Genomic DNA, 20059 nt, shown 5'->3' on the forward strand with positions numbered 1-20059 from the left:
ATCGATAAGCCGCGTCCTGGCGGCGAGATCCGGATCGTTTCGCTGCAAGTCCTGCATTAGCAGCTCATAATCCGTCTGGATATGCTGGTCGCCCAACCATTCGGTATGGTCGAGCGACAATCCGCTGCGGCCTTCGATCGATGGATCAACCTGCTGCAGCGGCGAAGTTGATCTGAACTCGGCACGTGAATCCGAACGGCCGTCCAGACCGGCCGGTTCCCGGCCACTTGCCTGCTCAGGGGACAACCCCGACGCTGCGTTCGCCTCAACGACTTGCTGGTACTGCCGAAGCCGCTTGAAAGACATGGTGAGGTTTTTTCCCATGGCTTCGGTGAAGTCTTGGTAATCTTTTTTCAAGGACCTTTGCTGCATCTCGCTGCCGTTGAGCCGGCTCGCTATGCTCTCCCTACCCCTGGTTTGCAGCCAATTACTAAACTTTCGTTGATTGCTGGCTATAGTCCAGACAACATTCCTCTTGGAAGTCGAGCCCGATCCGAGCTTGCTCAGCTCTTCGTTGGCGAAGCTATCAATCATGAGGGCGTCGTCGGGATAAGGATCATGCTGTTTCAACTGCGACTCGGCGCCTAGATACTGCCGCAGCCGATCGAAACCCACGACCACTTTTTTTCCTTCATCCTTGGTAAAGGCCCTAAAATCCTCCTGCAACGACCGTCGCTGCTCATCAGTACCGGTGAGTCGGCTGACTATGCTCTCCCTGCCCTCCCTTTTGAGCCAAGCGCTAAACTTTCGTTGCCCACTGGCATTTTTCCGAGAATTCGGGACCTCTTCCTTGGCCAAGCTATCAATGACGCGGGCGTCGTCGGGATAAGGATCATGTATCTGGCGTCCCATCAGGCGCGGCCCAGGTCCAACGGCTTGGAGTTCTTGCCCCTCAGGCGCGAGCCTCCTGAAATGAGACAGTGCTGACTGAAGACGGCCCTGACCATCCCCACCGCTTGCCCAATAAGCCGCGATATCAACGGCTAGTGAATCTGGATCGTTTAAAAACCGAGAAGCCATCGAATCTCTGTTCTCTGCTCTGAGCCAACGAGCGAACCTCTTAAGAATCCCCAAATTGTTCTCGACGGTACGCTCGGGAACCCTTCCGTCCCCTCGGCCGATGCTACCGTCGGGTAGAATTTCGTAGTTTCGGACTGCTTCCGCGAACTGGTTGATGCGGGACTCGTCATCGGGATGCATGTCCCGGTCGGCGGGGCGACCACGCTTGGCGTAATCGACGCGAACCTTGGTTGAGACCACGTGAGTCTCGGTTGCGGCATCGACGTCTTGCTGCCCCGAACCCCGCGACGACGTCTTGCCGCTGCTCAATCCGAACGCCTTCTTGAACCCTGACACCATGCGCGACTTAAATCCGCGGCTTCTGCCCTGCGGCGCCGCGGCGACTTCTCCCGCGTCCGCCATATTGCTCGATGTCTTGCTCCCCGAGCCGCCGAATCGCAAGCTGCTGGAGCCCGCCCGAGAGACGTCTATGCTGTGGCGGGCGCCGCTCAACGAGTTCTCCGGCGCCAGCGACTGCGGCGTCACTCGCATCGAACCGCCCACGGATCTGCGACGCGGCACACGGTCGCCGGCGTCACTGTCGTGCGAACCGAGGCGCAAGTCGCTCGGATCCTGTTCCATGTCTCGTCTCTGTGAATAGTAGTCCTGGATCCAGGCGTCCGTATCGAAAGCTCCGGTCACGTCTTCGATCCACCCACTTACTTCGCGAGAATCGTCATCGCGCGGCTGGTTCCGTCTTGGGTACATCGATGCGGGTCCTCCGGAAATTCAAATTTGGAACCTCGATCCTAATGCCTGCCGACCGCCGCCCGGCATGCTAAAGCCAGATCCAATCATGCCCTCAAGGCATGGCCGAACGCTATATGCGACGGCTTGCCGACAATCGTCTGCACTCGACCATCAGGCCGGCACATGGCTTGAGAGGCTCGCCAGCTTGCCGCTTGCCATGCGGAGCCCGCTAAAATTGGCCTTCATTTAAGCAGTTTCGGGTGATGTGTGGAACATGCAGCGTGAAGGGTGCCGTCAGCATTCCGATTCCAACCAATCTTTCCGCCGGCCTTTCTGATTTCGCCGCCTCAGTGCGCGGCGACAAACAAGGTGAGACTCAGCCAGATTGTCGCTCTACAGAACCCACTCGGCCTTCCGTGATCATTCAACTTTTGAGGCTCATTCCCGCACCCGTATCTGTCTACACTTCAGCCCCCCCCGTTACCGCGACGCCCGCAAGACTCGCCCCGGCTTCGCCGCTGTGACTTTGGCCGGATGGGACTTGCGCCGCCAAGCAGCTATCAGCTTGGCATGACGTATTCCCGAGCGGAGGTCCATCATCTCATTGGTCATCAGTGGCCTTCTATCGGGCTGTGCTTGAACAACCAGACCCTGCCGAAAAACCACTGATGCCCACCTACTCCTCAGAACCTTCACCACCTAAGGGGACTCCGTGGATCCGCTTTTCCAAAGCATTTTGGAATATCGGTTTTGCATGATGGCGGCCAGTCCGGTTGCACTAGCATATGCGTAATCTGCAATTGGAGACCAACAACGGTGAACACAGAACAGGCCCGCGGGGCGGTAAATCCTCCGAGGACACCTCTAACATTCAAGCTAATCTTAGCCCTGCCGCGGCGCAGACACCTCCGACGGACTTCCACGATGGTTTGGCGAAGGGACCACGCTTTCACGAATCCTCGAGGCTTGGGCTGAGGAAAGGGATCAGGAGGAGACGAGGAGCGGCTGGAGGCGGTAAGACGAACTATAACGTGGATGGACGCTGGCGATGTTAATGCAACTACAATCACTGCGGCTGGCCAAGCCGCCGGCACTGTTCCGCCAGAGCTCCAGAAGCTCGCGGACGACAACCGGCTGTGAGCAGCTTCCCGAGCGGGTCCGGACGACGCTGGCAGAACCAGTGATCGCATCGGGCTATATGGGCCCCGCAGGTCGTCTTTCCGCCCAGTTCGCGGAAGTTTAGTCCCCTCTAGGCGAGACCAGGAGCCGCGCATGCAACGCGTACCCCCCGCTTCATCGAAGCTTAGCAGTCACGTATCCGCTTTATAGGCCGGACATGTGAGCGCACCGTTCCCACATGTGAAGCGACTGAAAAGGATGCGCTTCATCACACCTTTCACTCTCAGGAGAGACCGCCATGGATAACACAGAACGATCGCTGCGCTACAACATTTCCGAGGAAGATGATCGCACCCGGGCCATGGCGGGGTGGATCGAGAATATGACCGGGGCACAAACACTTACGGGCATGCCGTCCCGATCAACGTCAGATCCCCATGCTCGTTCGCCTTCGTCGCCAACGCGGCCATACTCGCTCTCTTCCGAACCTCCAATTAAGGTGCTCGACAGATCGACATTTGCCAGAAAAGTGAGGGAATTTTACGGTGATGATATCAAGCACATTTCCGTCAATCCACAAGAGTACTCGCCCTTCGTGTCCTCTAAAGCCCTGCGTACGGCTACCATCGCTCGACTCTACGGCGGCACCGACAATGATACGCCCAGCGCGCGATATTTCAGCTATGATCTGGGAGAACGAAGCGTTGGGCTTTTAAGAACAGAGGATGGATTTAGCATCGAGAACGAGCCGTGGCGGGAACTTTTTCCCGGTCGGAAAAGAATCACTTCGATTGTAGACCTTCGCGTTACTCATCCGCTTGTCGAGAACGCAGGCGATATTCTGCTCGAACATCAACTTCAACTCGACGGCGAACAGCCGTTAATCATGTCACGTCCCGCTTCGCCAGAGATGGGAGCCCGTCTAGAGCAGATGGGTTTCGTTGACGTGGGTCAAAATCGCTGGGTGCTCGACCCTACGCAACATCCGGACAAGTGGACAAAGAATAGCAAGGGTGGATGGCAGCGCGCAGGCAAACCTTGGAGTTATCTCTCGAAAACCGTGGACTATCTTAGCGACGATGAAGCAGGTGTCGAGGGGCATTCGAGTGAAGCCAGTGTCGAGACAGATTCATCCGATGATGACCCCTCTTGGTACTTCGAACACCTCAATTTGAACCGCGAATAAAAGCTTGCCGTCATCGTGATGACTTTTTGCGCCGCCGGCCGAGTTGATACGCCCCTCTATTACGAGGACGCAGGCGAAGATTAGAGACTGCAATCTTGCTGCGACTGTCTGCGACGGCCCGCCTCATGCTGCACTGTGAAGTAGCTCTCGACAGTTGCTTCAGTCGGGCTGATAAACTCAATCAGAACTTTCGTGATCTGGTGGATGTTGGGCGGTTCGGTCTTGAAGACACCAAGCGCGAACTCAATGAAGCCTCGGCGGAGCCCGTATCCGCTCCATGATTGTCCTGCGCATCGACCCAGAAGGAGCTGCGCAGCGCCGCCTCGTCCGCCTGTCTATCCCGCGGCAATACCGATAGAGACAGTCGCGGATCGTTTCGCGATCATGCAATTCGACCATTTTCTCTTGGTCCATGGCTCGTCGCAAGTCTAGTCTTGAGTTGAAAGTGGCGTTCGGTGCATCTGCGAACGGACATTCGCGCCGTCGGCGCTTGACCTGGCCTCGCAATGCCGCTTCCCAGGGAACGTCTGTGAACTTGAAACCGCGTGCGTAGGACAGCAACTCTCGCGCAATCAAGGACCATTGCTCCGTTGGATTTTGCCTGCAAGAACAGCCAGTGCCCCTCTGCGCTTGTGTGGAAGGGAGCTAACGGTCCATTCGGCAACAATGCGATTGACGAGTTCGCCAGAAAGAGCCCAATGTCGACTGGATCCCCGTTTGCGGCCGCCGGGCGCGCCGGCGCCTGCCTCGGCGAAGCCTCCTCCAAAGCCTGTGATCCGAACGATCCTGCCTGGCTCGCAATCGGTGCGCGTCTGACCGAGCGGGAACGGCTGATCGACGCGATGGAGAAATCTGGGTGGGTTCAGGCCAGGCGGCTCGCCTCCGGCCTCACCCCACCTTAGGTTGGTTATGCCATCCGCGGGCATCAAATCGGGGTGAAAGAAAGTTCTAAGCCTGGTGTGGTCGAACGGCCCGACCTGCCCTCCTCAACTCATGCACTCGAGGCGAGCCGCCATTTTACCGGTGTCTGTCTATTGTCAAATGCCTGACAACCCTATGTCGGGTAGCAAATGGAGGGAACCGGACAAAAAACGCTAACCCGCTGAAAAACCTAACTATTTGCATTGGCATGGCCCTTGCTTTTTGAACCGCGATGTTAAGCAGCAACGGAGCCTTCAATGTCCCCACCAATGATTTCGCTCAAGAGCCTGACCAGCACGACAACCATGAACCAACTGCTGGCCACAGCGAAGTCCACTGCTTGCGCCGCGTCATTGTGCGGTTCGTCCGCAAAGCCGCACCACGCCGAGCCGGCTGTGTGGGAGAAAATCAAGGACCTTTCCTGCTATTCAGAAGAAGTTTACTATTTCGCGCGCATGCACGTCGTAGCCGCACCAGCCTGCAATATCCAGTGCAACTACTGCGATCGTAAATACTGCGCCAACGAAAGCCGGCCTGGGGTCGTCTCGGAAAAGCTGACGCCTGACCAGGCCCTGCGAAAGGTCGTTGCGGTCGCCAATGAAGTCCCTCAGCTTTCCGTGCTCTTTATCACCGGACCAAGCGATGCCTGTTATGACCGAAAGAAGACAAAGGCGACATTTGAACGCGGAGCCACAGAGATCCCCGATATCAAGCTGTGTCTTTCAACCAACGGTCTGGCACTGCCGGACCGTGTCGGCGAGCTTGCTGACATGAATGTTGATCACTTGACGATCACCACCAACATGGTCGATCCGAGAGTCGACGCGAAGATATCCGCGCCACTGCCGGGCCGTGCCGCAGCTCAGCAGAAGCCCGGACACAAGCAGGCCCCGCGAGCACATAGGCAGCCAAGTCTCGATATTCGTCCAACATGCCGGGCACTCTCGGTCGCAGCAGCGCTGAGGCCTTGGTCACCTCCCCGCGCAAAATGCCCGGTTGCTCTCTTTGATGCTTCAGGAGCATCCCGATCACCCGCTTCTTGTGTCAGTCCGCTCCCGTCTCCAACGCGGCGGCGACCTCCTTGCGCAGCCATTTATGCTGCGGGTCGTGATGGCACCGCTCGTGCCAGATGAGCATGACCTTGTACGGTGCCGGCTCGAGGGGTGGATCAACAACCCTAAGCGGCAGCATCGCGGAAACTTGGGTCGCAACGCGGCGCGGGACGAGCAATACCAAATCCGTTGCCGAAGCTACCACCGCTGCCGTGAGAACGCTGGAAAAAAGTATGGGACTACGATCCGCTCGCAGGTTGGGCAAGTGGTCGTAGATCGGGCCGAAGTGGTCGGGGGAGTCCGTACTGATGGCAGCGTGACGCAAGGTCGCGAAGTTGTCGATCGTCCATTCCTGCGCCAGCGCTGGATGGCCGTGGCGCAACAAACACGCGAAGCGGTCTGTATAAAGACTGCGCCGAAAATAGCCAGGCAGTTGCACGTCGATATGCCCAACGGCCAAATCAATATCACCTTGCTCAAGCCCCCGCACGGCACGATCAAACGGCAAACAGGCGAGTGTGTCGAGATGAGGGGCACGCTCGCGTAACCACGGCAGGAGGCGCGGTAGTACAGCCAAAGCTTGATGATCGGGGATCGCCAGCGTTGCCCCCCTCCCCCATTCTTTTGAGATTACGCTGCGGCTTGTCACCATCTCTCGGATCGTACGCAGTGCCGACGGCAGCCTTTGAGCCAAATGTTCGCCTTGCGGCGTTGGGATCAAACCCGTTGAAGACCGCACCAGGAGATCATCATTGAACAAGCCGCGCAGCCTTCCCAGTGCCCGGCTCATCGCCGGTTGACTCCGCCCGATGTGCTGGCCCGCGTGCGTCACGTTCCGGTATTCGAGCAGAGCCTCGAGCGCCACCAGGAGGTTGAGGTCTATTGATGCTAGGTTTATCTGGTGTCCAGTGAGGCGCTCTCCTCTCCAATCTTGCAACATCTTTCGCCTATAAGCGAGTTGATCCGTCACCTCTTTTTCTACATTGCGTTTCATGAAGTTCATTCCTCAACAATCAATTCCGGGTCCAACGTTTTCGAGTTCATCTCGGCGGTGGAGCGCGGGTGACAACCTCCATGGCATTGTGCCATCACGCGTCCAATGGGCGGCCAGATCTGTGTGACGATGGCGATCACATGGAACATCGGGGTGTCCCACAGGAATATAGAGCCCGTGTCGACCTCCCCGAGCCCGTTGCAACAGCCTCGCATCCGATACTGGGGTGCTTGGGTGAGAGAGGCGCACGCGCTCGAGCACAGCGTTGCAATAGGCCTCGGTTGCATAATACGCGATGCGGTCGATGTCGCTAAGCTGAACACCTGCAGATGCGAGGCAATATTGAATCGAACGAATTGGTAGCGTGTTGGAGTGCTTGATTCGGTTAGGCCGTTCCTCTTCGACTGCCGCTATCACTCGGCCGTCGCGAACGCGAACCGCAGCCCCATTGTGCATAAAGCTGTTCGGTAGATCGAACGAATTTTCGTAGACTCTGCTTAGACGCCCACTCAGCCCTAGACACAGCATGTTGCTCTCCAGTCCGTTTCGAAAGGTAGGTCGCTCTGGCCCGACCGCCGGCTTTCGTAAGTTCAAAGCTTGTGTTTGACGTGTCAGATAGAGCTCACAGGCGAAGCCGATACTAATAGCGACCGGCTCGGCGACATTGCCGACAATCGATGCTGCGCAACCTTCTTGATGCTATAGTTGCGACGCCGCACGGAAACCCTGACCGAAGCATTTGCAGCAGAACTGCCACGTAATCTATCCACATTACTCAGTCCTTCATATTTCGGCCCGACAGCCGCAAGAAAATCACGAGGTTTGGTGTTCCTGCAAAAGGCGCAGATCATGTCCTTGCGGCTGCGAGCGCGCCTGCTCTGGCTTCTAGTCATTGTGAGGGATGCACTCACAGATTTAGTCGACCAGGCAACAGTGCTTCTTGTGAGAGCCCATTAGCACTGAAACGGCAGAAGCAACGGCCAAGATTTGGCCGATCACGTCCAACGTGATAACAATCGAGGCCAGGCAACTGACAGAGTGCTCCAACTCGTTTTCCAGCACAGTCTCTACCGAACCTGAGGACCCATTTTTAGAACTCCACACAATCGTTCTGCACAGCGCTCTTCAGCGTTTTTTCTAAGGGCAATTGTTTTGACCAGTAAAATTGTTTGTTTGGATGGAATGCGTGCAAAAAAGGGATGGGTGGATTCATAGCAAGGCGAGCGGCACTTTCAAACAGCGGCCGTGATGATCAACGTTTACGGCAAATCCGCCTCCGACGTCGGTGCCGACGACCGACCTCCGAAATCCTCGTGTATCGTCGTACCCGCAACACTCCTTCTCTACTCTGGTTTTCAGCCGATAAGCCTAGCCGCAGCTTCGCCAGTCGGCACGTCGATAAGCGTGATCGGGCTTGCTGCAAGGAAACGGCGTTGGTTGTTGGTCGGCGCTGCCGCATCCAGCACCGCAAAACGTGGTGCGTTGGATCGCGTCATGATCTGTCGGGCGTAGGTGCGCAGCATCTGGTCGTTGAAGCGGCAGCCGATGAAGAAGAGCCGAAGAGCCTCTGTTGGTGCGCCGCTCCTTCACCGCTTCGCTGACCCACCTGAGCGGCGGAACTCCTTCCGTCGCTGATGAGGCCGTTGATGGCCTGCTCGCCCGGCCTTCCGGTGGGTCGGCCGGCATCGAGACAGGCGATTATTACGCGGCGGGCGCGGCGCGCGAGGTTTCGATGCGCTTCAGTCCATCGGTGATGGCCGCGAGCCCTTCCCGCAGCGTCTGCCCTATAGTGCCCGGACCGATGTCGATTGGAGGATTGTCAAGCATGGCTACAATGTCGCTGCCGTTGAGATAATCGAGCTTCTTCTGGACTGTGGTTCGGACACGCTCGGTCGCGCTCGACAGTGCCTCACCGTTGCGTTCGGTGATGGCGGAGAGCTGATCTGAAAGCTCTCCTCCGAACTGCAGGAAGATGTCGTCGACATACCTCCACGTTCCGCCGCGGGCTTCCACATCGACCATCTGGTTGATCTTGCTCTTTACCTCATCCCGCAGCGTCAAGGCAGTGTCGAGATAAGCCTGCCATATAGCTATGATACTTTCGACCGAGTTCTCGATGGATTTGGTCCGTTCGGGCTGGTCTGCGATGCCAAGAAGGACCAGAAGTTGATCATCGTTACCGGGCCGCGGGACCACCGCTGCGATCAGACGCTCCACAACCGCGCGCCTACGGGCTGCATCGCCTAGTTCCTTCGGCCATTGCGACGACACTATCTTCGCAATCCTCTCAGAATTCGCGTTCTCTAGCGGATAAGAAAGCTGTCGCTCCTGAGCCTTTGCCTTGATCAGACGGAACAAGGACTCTACTACCTCGTCTTGATCGAGAGCGCCCGTTGGAACTCTGTTCAGATCGATCCCATTCACCACGACCTCTTCGCGGCGGTCGCCGTTTGTCTCGCCCTGCCCCGCCCCATCGGGCATGTCATCCACATATTGAAGATTTCGCAGATTCTCAGGATAGGCCAGCATCAACAGAAGTCGGCCGGCGAAGTTGTGCAACGTTGCCTCCTGCTCTTCCGGAGGCGTCGCAGCCAGCACACGTTGCAGCCAATCCGCGATCTTCGTGGTCAGATGGGACAACTCTGCGGTCTGTCCCGCGCCAATTTGCGCGCTGAGACTTACTGCGTGATTGGAAATGGTCGCGGCCGCGGCGGCAATCCCCTCCTTCACTTCCGGGAGAAGCTGCTCCAGGAGCTCAGCCCCGCCTTCACGCTTGCTTCTCTCTTCAGTTTCCTCAACACTCCCTGCAGAGTTCCCTTCCGCGCTATCGAGCGCCGTCATCGGCCGATTGAATTCTTCAGAGTCGTCGGGTGGAAGAAATTGGGAGTTCTCCTCGGCGTTCATCTCAAACTGCTGAATGTCTTCTTCAGTTAAGATTCCTGCTTCCTGCATGTCAGGCAACCTCATGCGGAAGTTCACGAAATACTTCTTCATCACCTTTTGGACCTGCGGGAACCCGGCCTTTCCACCATCAGCCAACTTGACGAGGATAACGCCGTTTTCGTTCATCCTGCCCGTGCCTCTCCGCAGAAGCGAAAAGTTCTCCTTACTACTATCCTCATCATCTTCAAAAGGCATGTTTTTCAAAGTTTGTGCCAATCCATTGAGCTTTTTCTTACTCACCAGGACAGCAGGCTTCCGCAGATCGCCAACCGTGCCAACCGCAAAGCAGAACTCCAAATCCGCTCTGTTCTTCGTCTGGTCGATCAACTGCAGAAATTTCTTCGCTCTTGTCCTATTGTGCTTCATTCCGGCCATTATATCTCTCCAGTTTCCTGTTCTAGATCAGTGTACGTCGGTTGATAGGGTGGGACAGGATCTGATCACCCAACTTCCCGAAGATCTGCCTGATGGAGGTGACCGCGCTCTCCAGCGGTCTAGTCGAGCGGGAAAGCGGCGCGCCGAGATCAAGCGACGATCGCCGCCAGTCGCAGCCGTGACCGCCTCCGATCCGGCCGGCAACCGACATGCCGACCTCTCCCGCCGCAGACCTGCGTGGGCGTCTCGTGACCCCATAGGGCTTTCCCAGCGCCAGTCGGATGCTATCCCGGCGTTCATAAGAAATCTGGACATCGGAATTCTGACAACAGATTGCGGGACAACGGGCTCATCACGCTGTCAGGCTGGAGGTTAAAAACCGCCCAATGGCGACCGGACACCAGTCGTACCTGAATAAGGTCCCCTCCTCCCAATGGCTGCTTATCCGCCTCATTTAAGAGGCGAAACAGCGCCCAATGGCCGCTCTTGGAGAGGGTGGCGCCTTGAAAACCGATGAAAGCGACGGAAGCGCCGCCGACGCCGCCGGCCGTAGGCCAATGGAAATGCATGGCCGCGGCGGCTGTTCCTCGTCGATGTTCGAGGCGCTGGCCGTCGATGTCTACCACCACCTGGTCTGTCAACGGATCGGTCTCGGCGACGGTGAGCAGGAATCCAACTGACACCTTGCCGGCATCATCGAACATGGTGTCGCGGATCGTGGCTGCCCGTTGGAACTGGGCCAAGGTATTGCGGCCGATAGGGAAATCGACACCGCTCGTTGGCCGAAACTGCCACGAGCCTTTGGATTTGTCGACGAATGGGGAAAGGTTCTCGGCGAAGAAAGTGTCGATCTCCGCCTTGCGGCCGAACAGCCGGGCGAAATCGCTCAAAGGGATATCCCGGCGGGATCCGCTCGCGAAGGGATACCGTCCTTCGGTAGCCCGTCGGCACAAATCGCCGGGGCCGCCCGCCCAACCGCTCGCCAACCCGCGCCTCATGCCGCTGACGGTTAAGTCCGAGCTGTGGCGGCTGAGGCCGAGGATCCATTGCCGGATGGGTTCGGGCAGATCGGCCGCCCCCGCCTCGATCTGTTGGATGGCGACGCCCGCCTGCCCGTTGTGTTCCAAGATGTTCGAACCCGCCAGCCCCTGCGCCTGGCTGAGGGAGCGATACAGTTCGCCAAGATCCCGGAGAGCACTGTCAATCGGCGCCTGCGCGCCCGCTTGGCTGTTCGACGGCACTTCGACCAGCTGGTGCAGCCACCGGAAATGATCGCCCATATAGAGCTGGACGTGAGCTTCAGGCGTGTCCGCGGCCGGTTGGGACCGGAACAGTGCCTCGAGCTCGCTTGGCAACACCTCGCCCTGGGGGACACTGTCACCTTTCGTCAAGCCGTCCTCGGGAGCCGGTGGTTGCTTGAGCTTTAGCTCCTGCGCCGCCGCGAAAAGGAACAGGCGCATTGGTGACGTCGGCGCGGACAGCGTGTTCAAGGTGCGCAGCGCGTCATCGATACCCCCAGAGGGGCGGATGGACATATCGCCAATGAGCTGGTCCCAGCGCAACGCGAACTCCTGAGCGTAGAGATCCGCCGCCGAACGCCGCAGCTTCTGGCTCACATCACCGGCTGCAATCGGCGCGACTACCTGTGAGTCGAGAACCCAGCCTTCTGCAGCGACAGCGTCAGCCACTTGCGGCAGCAATCGCAGGAAGGTTCCGTAAAACCCCGCCCTCGTGTAGATGCCAGGAACCCCCTCGCTGAGCGGCTGTCCCGATTTGCGAGCCAGGACGCCCTGCGCCAGCGGCCCGGCATGGTCGGCCAGACGCCAGGTTGGCGCCCGCGAGGCTTCGGGACTGGTCGCGATGATGTCGAGGACGCGGCGCGCCATCGAGACGGTCTGGAGCTTCGCGCGGCTCCTCTCGATCAGTTCGCCATTAAGCTCACTATGGGGCAGCGGCCCTTCCATGAGTGCATCCAGGTGATCAGCGAGCGCGCTGCGCAGGCCGGCATCGGCTTCGGCCGGAAACATCACTCGCCAGTCGGCAGCCATCCAGTTCTTGACGACCGCGCGCTGGAGCGGACCCTGCTGACCCAGCATCAGGTAAACCTTTAACGCCTGGTAGACGAACTGATCATCGTCGTGCCGCTCGACCAATAAGGTTTCCAACCGGAACATCAGCCGCGGCAGCAGGATGGTGTTCACGGCGCGGCGGTACGCCGCGAGCGTCTGAACCTTGATTTTCTTACTCTGGTCGAGACCCGAACTTGATAGGGGGCCGCCCGCGCTGTCGCCGTTGGCATCACGCAGCCGCTGAAGCAGTGGCAGGATGGGTCGAAGATCGCCACTCTCAACCCGGTCGAGCTTCAGCTTTTCGGCCCCTCTGGCATAGCTGCCAGCCATTAGGCGAACGCTCTCGATCAGCTGAACATTCCGAATATAGCTGAACGTCCATAAGACGCTGGCGGTAACAATGACCGCCGCTATCATCGTGTAGGCGCCATACCGGATCCGCCGCTGGCGCCGATCGAAGCGGTGATTGGCATCGACGAGCCCAGCTTCGGCGAAAACGACTTCGCGCAGCAGCCGGCTGATGAAATAACCACGGCCCGGGCCACGAAGCGCTGTACAGGGCGGCTGAGCGATCTCGAAGGTCTGAGATCTGGCGTTCGCAAGTCGATCGAAGGGCATGCCAATTTGCGTGCCGCTTAAGAAGTAGACGCCGCGGAGCATAAGCGGTTCCTGGAACGAATTCCCGCCAAAGGCTTCCTTCAAGAACTGTTGCGTCAGGTGCTTGAGGCTAGCGACCTGCTGTGGGAAGCCGAACATGAGCGCGCGACGCTGGAGGTTGCTTTCGTGCTGCATTCGTTCAAGCAGCCTTTCGTTTAGGCGGCCAACAAGCGCATCGTATGCTGCGGCAAACGCCATCGGATCGCCTTCGTCCTCCGACGCCTCTTGCGCATAGGTGAACCCCCACACCGCCTCCCGCCCCTCGCGACCCAGATCGTCGAAGAATTCAACAAATCCCGCCAGCAGATCGCTCTTAGTGAAAAGCACATAAATCGGCAGTTGCAGGCGAAGCTCCCTGTACACTTCGAGGAGCCGCTCACGGATACAGCGCGCGCGATCGGCGAGCACTTCCTCGGATGTAGAATTCAGCTCGCTGATTGCGATCGTGACTAAGACACCGTTCAGCGGCTGCCGTGGCCGGGAGCGTCTGAGCATACGAAGCAAGCCACGCCAAACCGCTTTGTCCCGGTCTGCATCACCCTCCTGTATCGTGTAGCGCCCAGCAGTGTCGACGAACACCGCGTCATCGGTGATCCACCAGTCGCAGTTTTCCGTACCCGCTAACCCACCGGCGGCTCTCAGACCGGACCTCGCCGCCATCGGAAAGCTGAGCCCGGAATTGACTATTGCTGTGGTCTTCCCCGAGTTGGGCGGACCGATCATCACATACCAGGGCCGCTGATAGAGCCACCGCCTGCTGATACCTCCTGCGTAGCGGCGCCCCTTGAGTGTGGTAAGGGTCTCGCGGAAACGATGACGAATCGCCTCCAGCTCTCTTTCAGCAAGCGTGCTGGCTTGCCCCACACTTCGGTCGGAAGGCCTTGGGTCTCCCTTCTTCTGCTCGGCCCCACCCGCGTCCAGCGCTCCCGACACTCGTGATTGGACGAGGTCTTCAAAATAGGCCTGAACCTTGTAAAGCTGGGACTGGATCAAGTAGATCACGGTGTATCCGACCGGAATCAGCATCGATGCCGCGATCTGGCTGCGAAGGCTGTCAAGCGGCGCAAATCCTCCGACCGAGATATGCGGTCCGAGCGTGAAGATTAAGGCACATACGATCGCCGCCCCGCCGACACGGAGCCATTGCCACCTAAGCGCTTTCTTGATTGACTGCATGGCTTGTCTTCATTGTGTCTTTGTGATGATGATTTGAATCCGACGGTTCCGCGCGCGGCCCTCGGGCGTGTGGTTCGAAGCGACCGGTTCTCCGCTCCCTCTGCCCTCTTCTCGCACGCGGCCTGGGTCATTCATCATGGATTTGATAATCTCGGCAGCTGCGCTCGCACGCGCGAGCGAAAGGGAATCGTTTGAAGGGAAGGCGAGTGATTGCACCGGAATGGCGTCGGTGTGCCCGGTCAGGAGGACCGATCCCGACTCACCGTTCAGAGAACGACCAATTCGTAAAAGAAGCGGCAGGAACATTTTCTTCACTTCCGGACTAGCAGAATCGAACATCCCGGAGGCGCGAATGATAACGACGATCTGCTGTGGGTCCTCGGACACAGTGACAAGCCCTTCGCGGATTTCGGGCTCGAGGAAGTTACGCAGTCGGTCGCTGCTCATAACAACCTTTGGTGGCAATGCGATTCTCGCCGATCTGACAACGCCGTTCGGCGGCAATGTCGCGATATCGTTGAAGACAGCGTCGGCGCGGGCATTTAATGCATGCAGGAGTCCGGCATAGATCGAGAGGAGTAATCCTGCCCCAAACGCTACGACGGCCCAGATTGGAACGATTGTGCGGCGTGGCTCCGGATTATTTGAGTTCCTCCGCCAGTGCGGGGATAGTTCGCGCTCGAAGTCACCACGGGCTGCTCGGATCAGGCGGTAGACGTCTTCGCACAGCACACTGAGCTCTGCGGCTCCTCCCGCAGTGACGCGGTAGCGGCCTTCGAAGCCCAACCTCATGCAGTAATAGAGCAGCTCCAGCAGTTCTATATTGATGGCCGGTTCATTTTTCAATTGCGTCAGCAGATCGAAGAAGCGCTCGCCGCCCCAGGTATCGCTGAACAGCGATCCCACCAAGCTGCGCGTCGTCCAGACGCTGTTGCTGCCCCAGGCTGTGTTCAGAACGATGTCATCGATGGTCGCGCAGAGGGCGTATTTGCAGACCTTGATCGCTCGCGAGGGCAATCCGAGCGGCGTGATCCGACGCTCAAAAGCATCGATCTCCCGCAGCACCCTAAGGCGCAGTGCTTCAACGTCGATATGGCTAGCACTGCTCTTGAGCTGAGCGCTGAGACCCAGCAGCGCCGCCGCGGCCGCGACCAGTGGATTAAGTCGGTCGAGCGCAAGCATCTCCCAGGTAAGTTCCTCCGCCACTGGCGATGACGGCGAAGGGACAGCCAACTGCTCCTCGGCGTGAAGGAGGACGAGTGGCTGGGATTTTGGCATCGTTTCCTCAATCACCATCATCAACCCGCCCACTTCCCTTTGGAGCGGACGCTCTCATCGTGGGATCGGCGGGTGGGTCGACTACGCTCTCGCACTGGGCGCGCGAAGTCGGCGCCGAAGCTCCGGAGCAAATCGGTTTCGATGCTCGATACGACGTCATTGAAGACGCGCACGTACGCACTCCGGTTTCGCGCCTTATGGTTGCGGTGCAAAAGGGAACGGGGCCGCCCCATCGCCTTCTCGATCCCTGCTAGGGACAAGCGTGCACGGACGCTGGACAGAGCCTTCTGCACAGCCGCGAATGACACGTCATGCGTCCCACGGTCGGTGAAGGCTTGCTCAACGGCCAGGTCTCCGCGGAGGAACCCGCTGGAGTCATTGCACAGAACTGCGCGCAACGCCTCACCGACATCGGGGACGAGACTCAGGGTTTTTTCGTCGGAACTCTTATTTCTGAATAATTGTTCGCCAGCTCTCGCTCGGAGAGTATGCTGTGCAGCGCGGCGGAATACAGAAGCATTTTCCCTGCACGATCCAACACGCTTACGATGCCGGCATTCCGGACATCTGCCAATGATAAGCCGCAGGCGGCAAGGAAAGCCGTGACAGCCGCTCGATGATTCTTGGCGAGATGATTGCTCCACCTTGGGTTGCGTCAAGATGGGGGCCCGATCTGGCACACTGTCTGCGTAGATATCCCACGGACTTCTCATCATGCCCGCCAGCGCGTCTAAACGAGTGCCTAAGAACGGCAATGGTAGGAACTCGCCGTCCCTCAGGTCCAGCAGCGCTTCTTCACCCCGGGTGCAATTGCCCGCCAGGAGCGACGAGGCCGTTTCGAGGGGGCCAAGAAGACTCAACTCCTCACTTGTCGCTGCAAGTTGTCCCTCCGGTTCGGCGGCACTCTCCGCAATGGATATCGAAGGCGACACCGCGACGACATCGGTCATATAGGCGCCGATCTGAATAACATCGCTGGTTTTCCGGGCGACCGGCGCCTCTGACGGAAGCGGCACCGCCTCGTCATTTTGACATGTGTCGTCGCGGCCTCGGTCGATCAGTACGTATCGCCGTGCCATGCACTCGATTGAGCAGTGGGATTTCGAGACCATCTGCTGATCATCCGGCAGAACCAGGCTGTTGCCTGCTCGGCTGGTAGTCAGTCCACCAGCCGCGTCGCCCGGCACGAGATATTCCGGAAAACTACATCTATTGCTGTGTACACGTAGCGTGAGGGGCATTGGTGGGCTAACTCAAATGTGGGTTCTGTCCGGCTCGGATGGCCCAGAGAGCCATTTCGAGATTTGGGAAGTCGCCAGCAACGTGCAGCGCCAAGCCGGCGGATTGGGGCATATCCTTCCAGAAGCGGCTATTTTGATCGATCTCGAAATAGCTGAATCCAACATGGAACGGGATCTGACGCGGCGCGACCGGTAGGGGATTGATGATAATGCCGGGCAGTGCGACATTGACGAGTTCCGTGATTTTCTCCGCCGGGCCGATCTTAATCTGAGACGGGAACTCGCGCCGGAGGCGCTCGACCTCAATATCAGCCCGAGCAGCCAGCACGAAGCTCGAGGTCGTAAAGAGAGAGCGGTCGGCCACCTCAGCCACATGGACACCGTATTTTTGCCGCTGCAGCGGTACGGGGACCGCAGTCTGCTCAATCACTGCACCCAGCGAAGCCCGGATCGACTGCATCACTGGCAAAAACGCCTCCGCGAGAGAGTCGTGCTTGTAAACACCAAGGGTCGGGGCACGTTTATCGACGCGGGCGAACGTGGCTAGTTCACCCGCCAATTGGAGCATGACAACATACAGCGATTCCGGATTTACAACGGCGGCCTTGGACAGGTGGCAGAAGTACGGCTCGTACCGATTGATCGCCTGCAGCAGAAGGAAGTCCGCGAGCTCTGCAACCCGGCTCGTTCCCGACTGGGAGACCCGAGTGGCCAGAGCTTCACCACGATGGTGAAGCAGGCCGGTGATCTCAGTGATGTAGTTCGAGAGGACCCGGGAGCTGGCGCAGTCGGGGGTTGGCGGCACGTGCGTTTCGTCCAGAATGATCTGTCGGTCGGCCCGGACCTCTATGATACGGGCGATTGGGATGCAAGTGTAGCCAGACCGGTCTGCCGCGTCCGGCAGCAGTCGAAAATCCAGCCTCGCTACGTCGATGGAGGCGCTGCCTCGCTCGCCAGCGTTGGTGTCGACAACATCCTCAGTGGAGACTGCGAAGCGGATAGGTACGTCAATTCCCGCTTGCGCGTCGGTTTCAAGAGCGCCGGGTTGATAAAACGGTACCGCCAAGTGAATAAGCGAATCTCGAAAATCCGGCGGAACGTCGTAGGGAGTTGGCTGGTTGGCTTCGTCAGGAATACTGAAGGGCATCCCGTCCTCCAAGACGCCGCGAGCCGCTTCGATGGCGATCTTACCGAGACCAAGCAGCTCTCGATTGAGCCGCAGCTCGCTGATACCCCACCCGTACCCATGCAAAACCGCCGTCCTGCTGCGCACCAGCTGTTCGACGTGACGATCGGCCTGCTGAAAATGCTGCGGGCGGAGGAACAAGCCCTCCGACCAGACGACCCTATTATTCCACGACATTCAAGACTCGCCTCGCGTCCACCTGACAGAACGGCTTTCTCCGTAAAAGTAGCAGAGCTTCACTGCCCCCTTGCATGCACATCTGATATCCAACAATGCGCTGGTAGAAGGGCATCGCGTGTCGGGACAGCTCAGATATGCAAGCGCCGAAGCTCATCAGGATTGGTCATGAGCCCCCTTGCAGCGCGACAAGCAAGGGGTCTCATCTAGACTGTCGCTCAGTAGCCCGTTGCCCTCAGAGCCTTATTGGTCGTTCATGTTCACACTGACCTACAACGCGCCAATTCGCCTGTCCTGTCACTCGTACGAGATGAATCTCGCAAATGACCGCCCGGAAGCCTTGAGACCCGGCGCCGCAAGTACGGGGCCAAAAGAGCAGCGCAACAGGCAAGGTGACACGTGATGCGCATTGCCTCGTCGAAAATGTTCCTGAATACGCTGAGGCAGTGCCGCCGCCAACATCGTCTTCACGCGCCGCCGCCCCTAAAGCACCTTGACGACCAGTTTAGCGATTAGACAACCACCTCCTGGACACGATCCACGAACCGGTTGCAGTCCCGGTTCGCGCCAGGTGCGGGATAGCAGCCCTGGCGGCATGGATCATTCATGCGGCGAAGATAGGCATTTCCACATTTGGTGATGCCCAATAGCTAGCGAATGGGATATGCGCTGCGCCTCATGTTGGCGCGCGAGCACATGCAAGATGGCACGGTGGAGATCGACCGTTTTCATCTCGGTGAGCGACCGAGAATGGATCCGGACGGTCTACCGCCTGGACGGGGCCGAAAAGGCCTTTCGATACATGCAGGGCGCGCGACGGCGAAAGGGATCGAACCGCAACCTGCCTGCTGGGCGGTGAGGCGTTCATGGCGATTGGCAAGAGCTTTGCTACGCATGAGAACGTAAAGCATTCGAGCCGCGAATTCGTCCAAGTCGCCGTCCACTCGGTGGGAGGTTTCAAGTCCCGGGTCCGCCGCACCATTGCCGGCGTCTTTCATCATATCAGCCCGCAGCATGCCTTGTCTTTCCACGAGATCGGCTTCCGCTGGTCACAGCGCATTGTTACGGGCCAGGCAGTGCGGATACTAGTCACGGGTGCCGCCGGCGCTGCGATTGCTGCAAGTCTTTCGCGCTATTACCGGCCGGCAATGCGCAGAAGTCCGGATGCCGGGATCATCGTTAAATCTCCCAGCCTTTTGTGATAAGGCCGCGTTGTTTAGCGGAAGCCAGCAAGGAGTTCGAAGATGAAGGCCGACCTCACTGGCGCCGCAATTGGCGACAGTTGCCACTACCCTGGTATCGGTGGGCCAATCCCACCATAGAAGAGATCATGTCGATGTTTCGTCGTAACCGGCTTGCGCGGCACCGGCGGCCGTCAGCGTTGATAGCAATCCGTGCCGATCGCCACATCAAGCACGGACCTCCGGTCTGGAGAACGGGTCGTCGCTGCATCTCTCGAAGGATCGCCGCTGTCGTTATGGGTTCACGCAGGAGCTGCGCCATAGCCGCTCACTAACCGGATGCGAGCATATCACCTGTGCATGCAATCCAATACCGGGACTGCGCTAGTTTGAATCGCGGGCTCTTCTCCGTGGTTTTTGAGGTTCTGCTGCAATGATGCGTTTACGCTACCAGTTATCAACGGCCTGGCCATGTCTTCGGGATCTGCCGGCCTCCCGTCACCTGAGCTCGATTCCGCAGAGCCGCCCCATGCCACAACAGCAAAAAACGGGACCCACGGTGATTGAGCGGCGTCCGAACGAGGCTCGGCAAGCTGGAGCGGTCGATGGTCGCAGTCGCGCCCCTTGCACTCTGGTTAAGTCGCTTGAGCCCCTGATAAATTCTGACCTTCCGTCAGCAGTCGGTGCCCGACAGCTGACCCCTTGTTTCCTGAAGGCCATATCCCAGGGGGGTGAGCATGGTTGACAGGGACCCT

10 protein-coding genes and 6 pseudogenes are annotated in these 20059 nt (G+C 58.5%); 4 read left to right on the plus strand and 12 right to left on the minus strand.

The genetic code is table 11. From position 1 onward, the window contains the following. Positions 1–1701 (minus strand): annotated as a pseudogene (locus EV130_RS27640) (hypothetical protein); the annotation flags it as partial. A 1465-nt stretch (positions 1702–3166) separates the two neighbouring features. Here EV130_RS27640 and EV130_RS27645 point away from each other — a divergent pair. Further along, complete coding sequence (locus EV130_RS27645; RefSeq protein ID WP_004678802.1) at positions 3167–4054, plus strand: hypothetical protein; 888 nt, start codon at positions 3167–3169, stop codon at positions 4052–4054. Positions 4055–4188: 134 nt separating this feature from the next. On the opposite strand, the pseudogene EV130_RS33565 reads toward EV130_RS27645, so the two are convergent. Continuing rightward, a pseudogene (locus tag EV130_RS33565) lies at positions 4189–4468 on the minus strand (nuclear transport factor 2 family protein); the annotation flags it as partial. Positions 4469–4752: 284 nt separating this feature from the next. Between EV130_RS33565 and EV130_RS27655 the strand changes: the two are divergent. Together EV130_RS27655 and EV130_RS34055 are read left to right on the plus strand one after the other, a co-directional pair. Then, entirely contained in the window at positions 4753–4956 is a 204-nt protein-coding gene (locus EV130_RS27655; RefSeq protein ID WP_010032001.1) for a nif-specific regulatory protein,nifA, read from the plus strand. A 276-nt stretch (positions 4957–5232) separates the two neighbouring features. After that, a pseudogene (locus tag EV130_RS34055) lies at positions 5233–5808 on the plus strand (radical SAM protein); the annotation flags it as partial. Between the two features lie 211 nt (positions 5809–6019). Here EV130_RS34055 and EV130_RS27665 read toward each other — a convergent pair. From EV130_RS27665 to tssK, 10 genes and pseudogenes are all read right to left on the minus strand, one after another. Further along, a complete protein-coding gene (locus EV130_RS27665; protein ID WP_018247171.1) occupies positions 6020–7030 on the minus strand; it encodes a LysR family transcriptional regulator in 1011 nt (336 codons plus the stop codon). Next, a complete protein-coding gene (locus EV130_RS27670) occupies positions 7027–7170 on the minus strand; it encodes a hypothetical protein (protein WP_004678808.1) in 144 nt (47 codons plus the stop codon). The genes EV130_RS27665 and EV130_RS27670 overlap by 4 nt, the downstream gene beginning before the upstream one ends. Positions 7171–7222: 52 nt before the next feature. Continuing rightward, a pseudogene (locus EV130_RS27675) lies at positions 7223–7549 on the minus strand (carbamoyltransferase N-terminal domain-containing protein); the annotation flags it as partial. Between the two features lie 827 nt (positions 7550–8376). Continuing rightward, a pseudogene (locus tag EV130_RS34060) lies at positions 8377–8623 on the minus strand (SIR2 family protein); the annotation flags it as partial. A 99-nt stretch (positions 8624–8722) separates the two neighbouring features. Next, positions 8723–10339, minus strand: coding sequence for a hypothetical protein (locus EV130_RS27685; protein ID WP_004678814.1), 1617 nt, complete (start codon positions 10337–10339; stop codon positions 8723–8725). Between the two features lie 22 nt (positions 10340–10361). Beyond that, positions 10362–10550: a hypothetical protein gene (locus tag EV130_RS27690; RefSeq protein ID WP_004678816.1), complete on the minus strand. Its 189-nt coding sequence runs from the start codon at positions 10548–10550 to the stop codon at positions 10362–10364. Between the two features lie 85 nt (positions 10551–10635). Next, positions 10636–14241: a type VI secretion system membrane subunit TssM gene (gene tssM / locus EV130_RS27695; protein WP_004678817.1), complete on the minus strand. Its 3606-nt coding sequence runs from the start codon at positions 14239–14241 to the stop codon at positions 10636–10638. A 9-nt stretch (positions 14242–14250) separates the two neighbouring features. Continuing rightward, positions 14251–15540, minus strand: a complete 1290-nt coding sequence (gene icmH / locus EV130_RS27700) for a type IVB secretion system protein IcmH/DotU (RefSeq protein ID WP_004678820.1) — start codon at positions 15538–15540, stop codon at positions 14251–14253. Continuing rightward, positions 15540–16706: a type VI secretion system-associated FHA domain protein gene (locus EV130_RS27705; RefSeq protein ID WP_018247169.1), complete on the minus strand. Its 1167-nt coding sequence runs from the start codon at positions 16704–16706 to the stop codon at positions 15540–15542. The genes icmH and EV130_RS27705 overlap by 1 nt, the downstream gene beginning before the upstream one ends. A gap of 61 nt (positions 16707–16767) precedes the next feature. Next, positions 16768–18123, minus strand: a complete 1356-nt coding sequence (gene tssK, locus EV130_RS27710; RefSeq protein ID WP_004678823.1) for a type VI secretion system baseplate subunit TssK — start codon at positions 18121–18123, stop codon at positions 16768–16770. 654 nt (positions 18124–18777) lie between these two features. Between tssK and EV130_RS27715 the strand changes: the two are divergent. Next, positions 18778–19325, plus strand: a pseudogene (locus EV130_RS27715) (transposase); the annotation flags it as partial. Between the last annotated feature and the right edge of the window lie 734 nt (positions 19326–20059).

The sequence above is a fragment of the Rhizobium azibense genome (assembly GCF_004342325.1).
Taxonomy (GTDB): Bacteria; Pseudomonadota; Alphaproteobacteria; order Rhizobiales; family Rhizobiaceae; genus Rhizobium; species Rhizobium etli_B.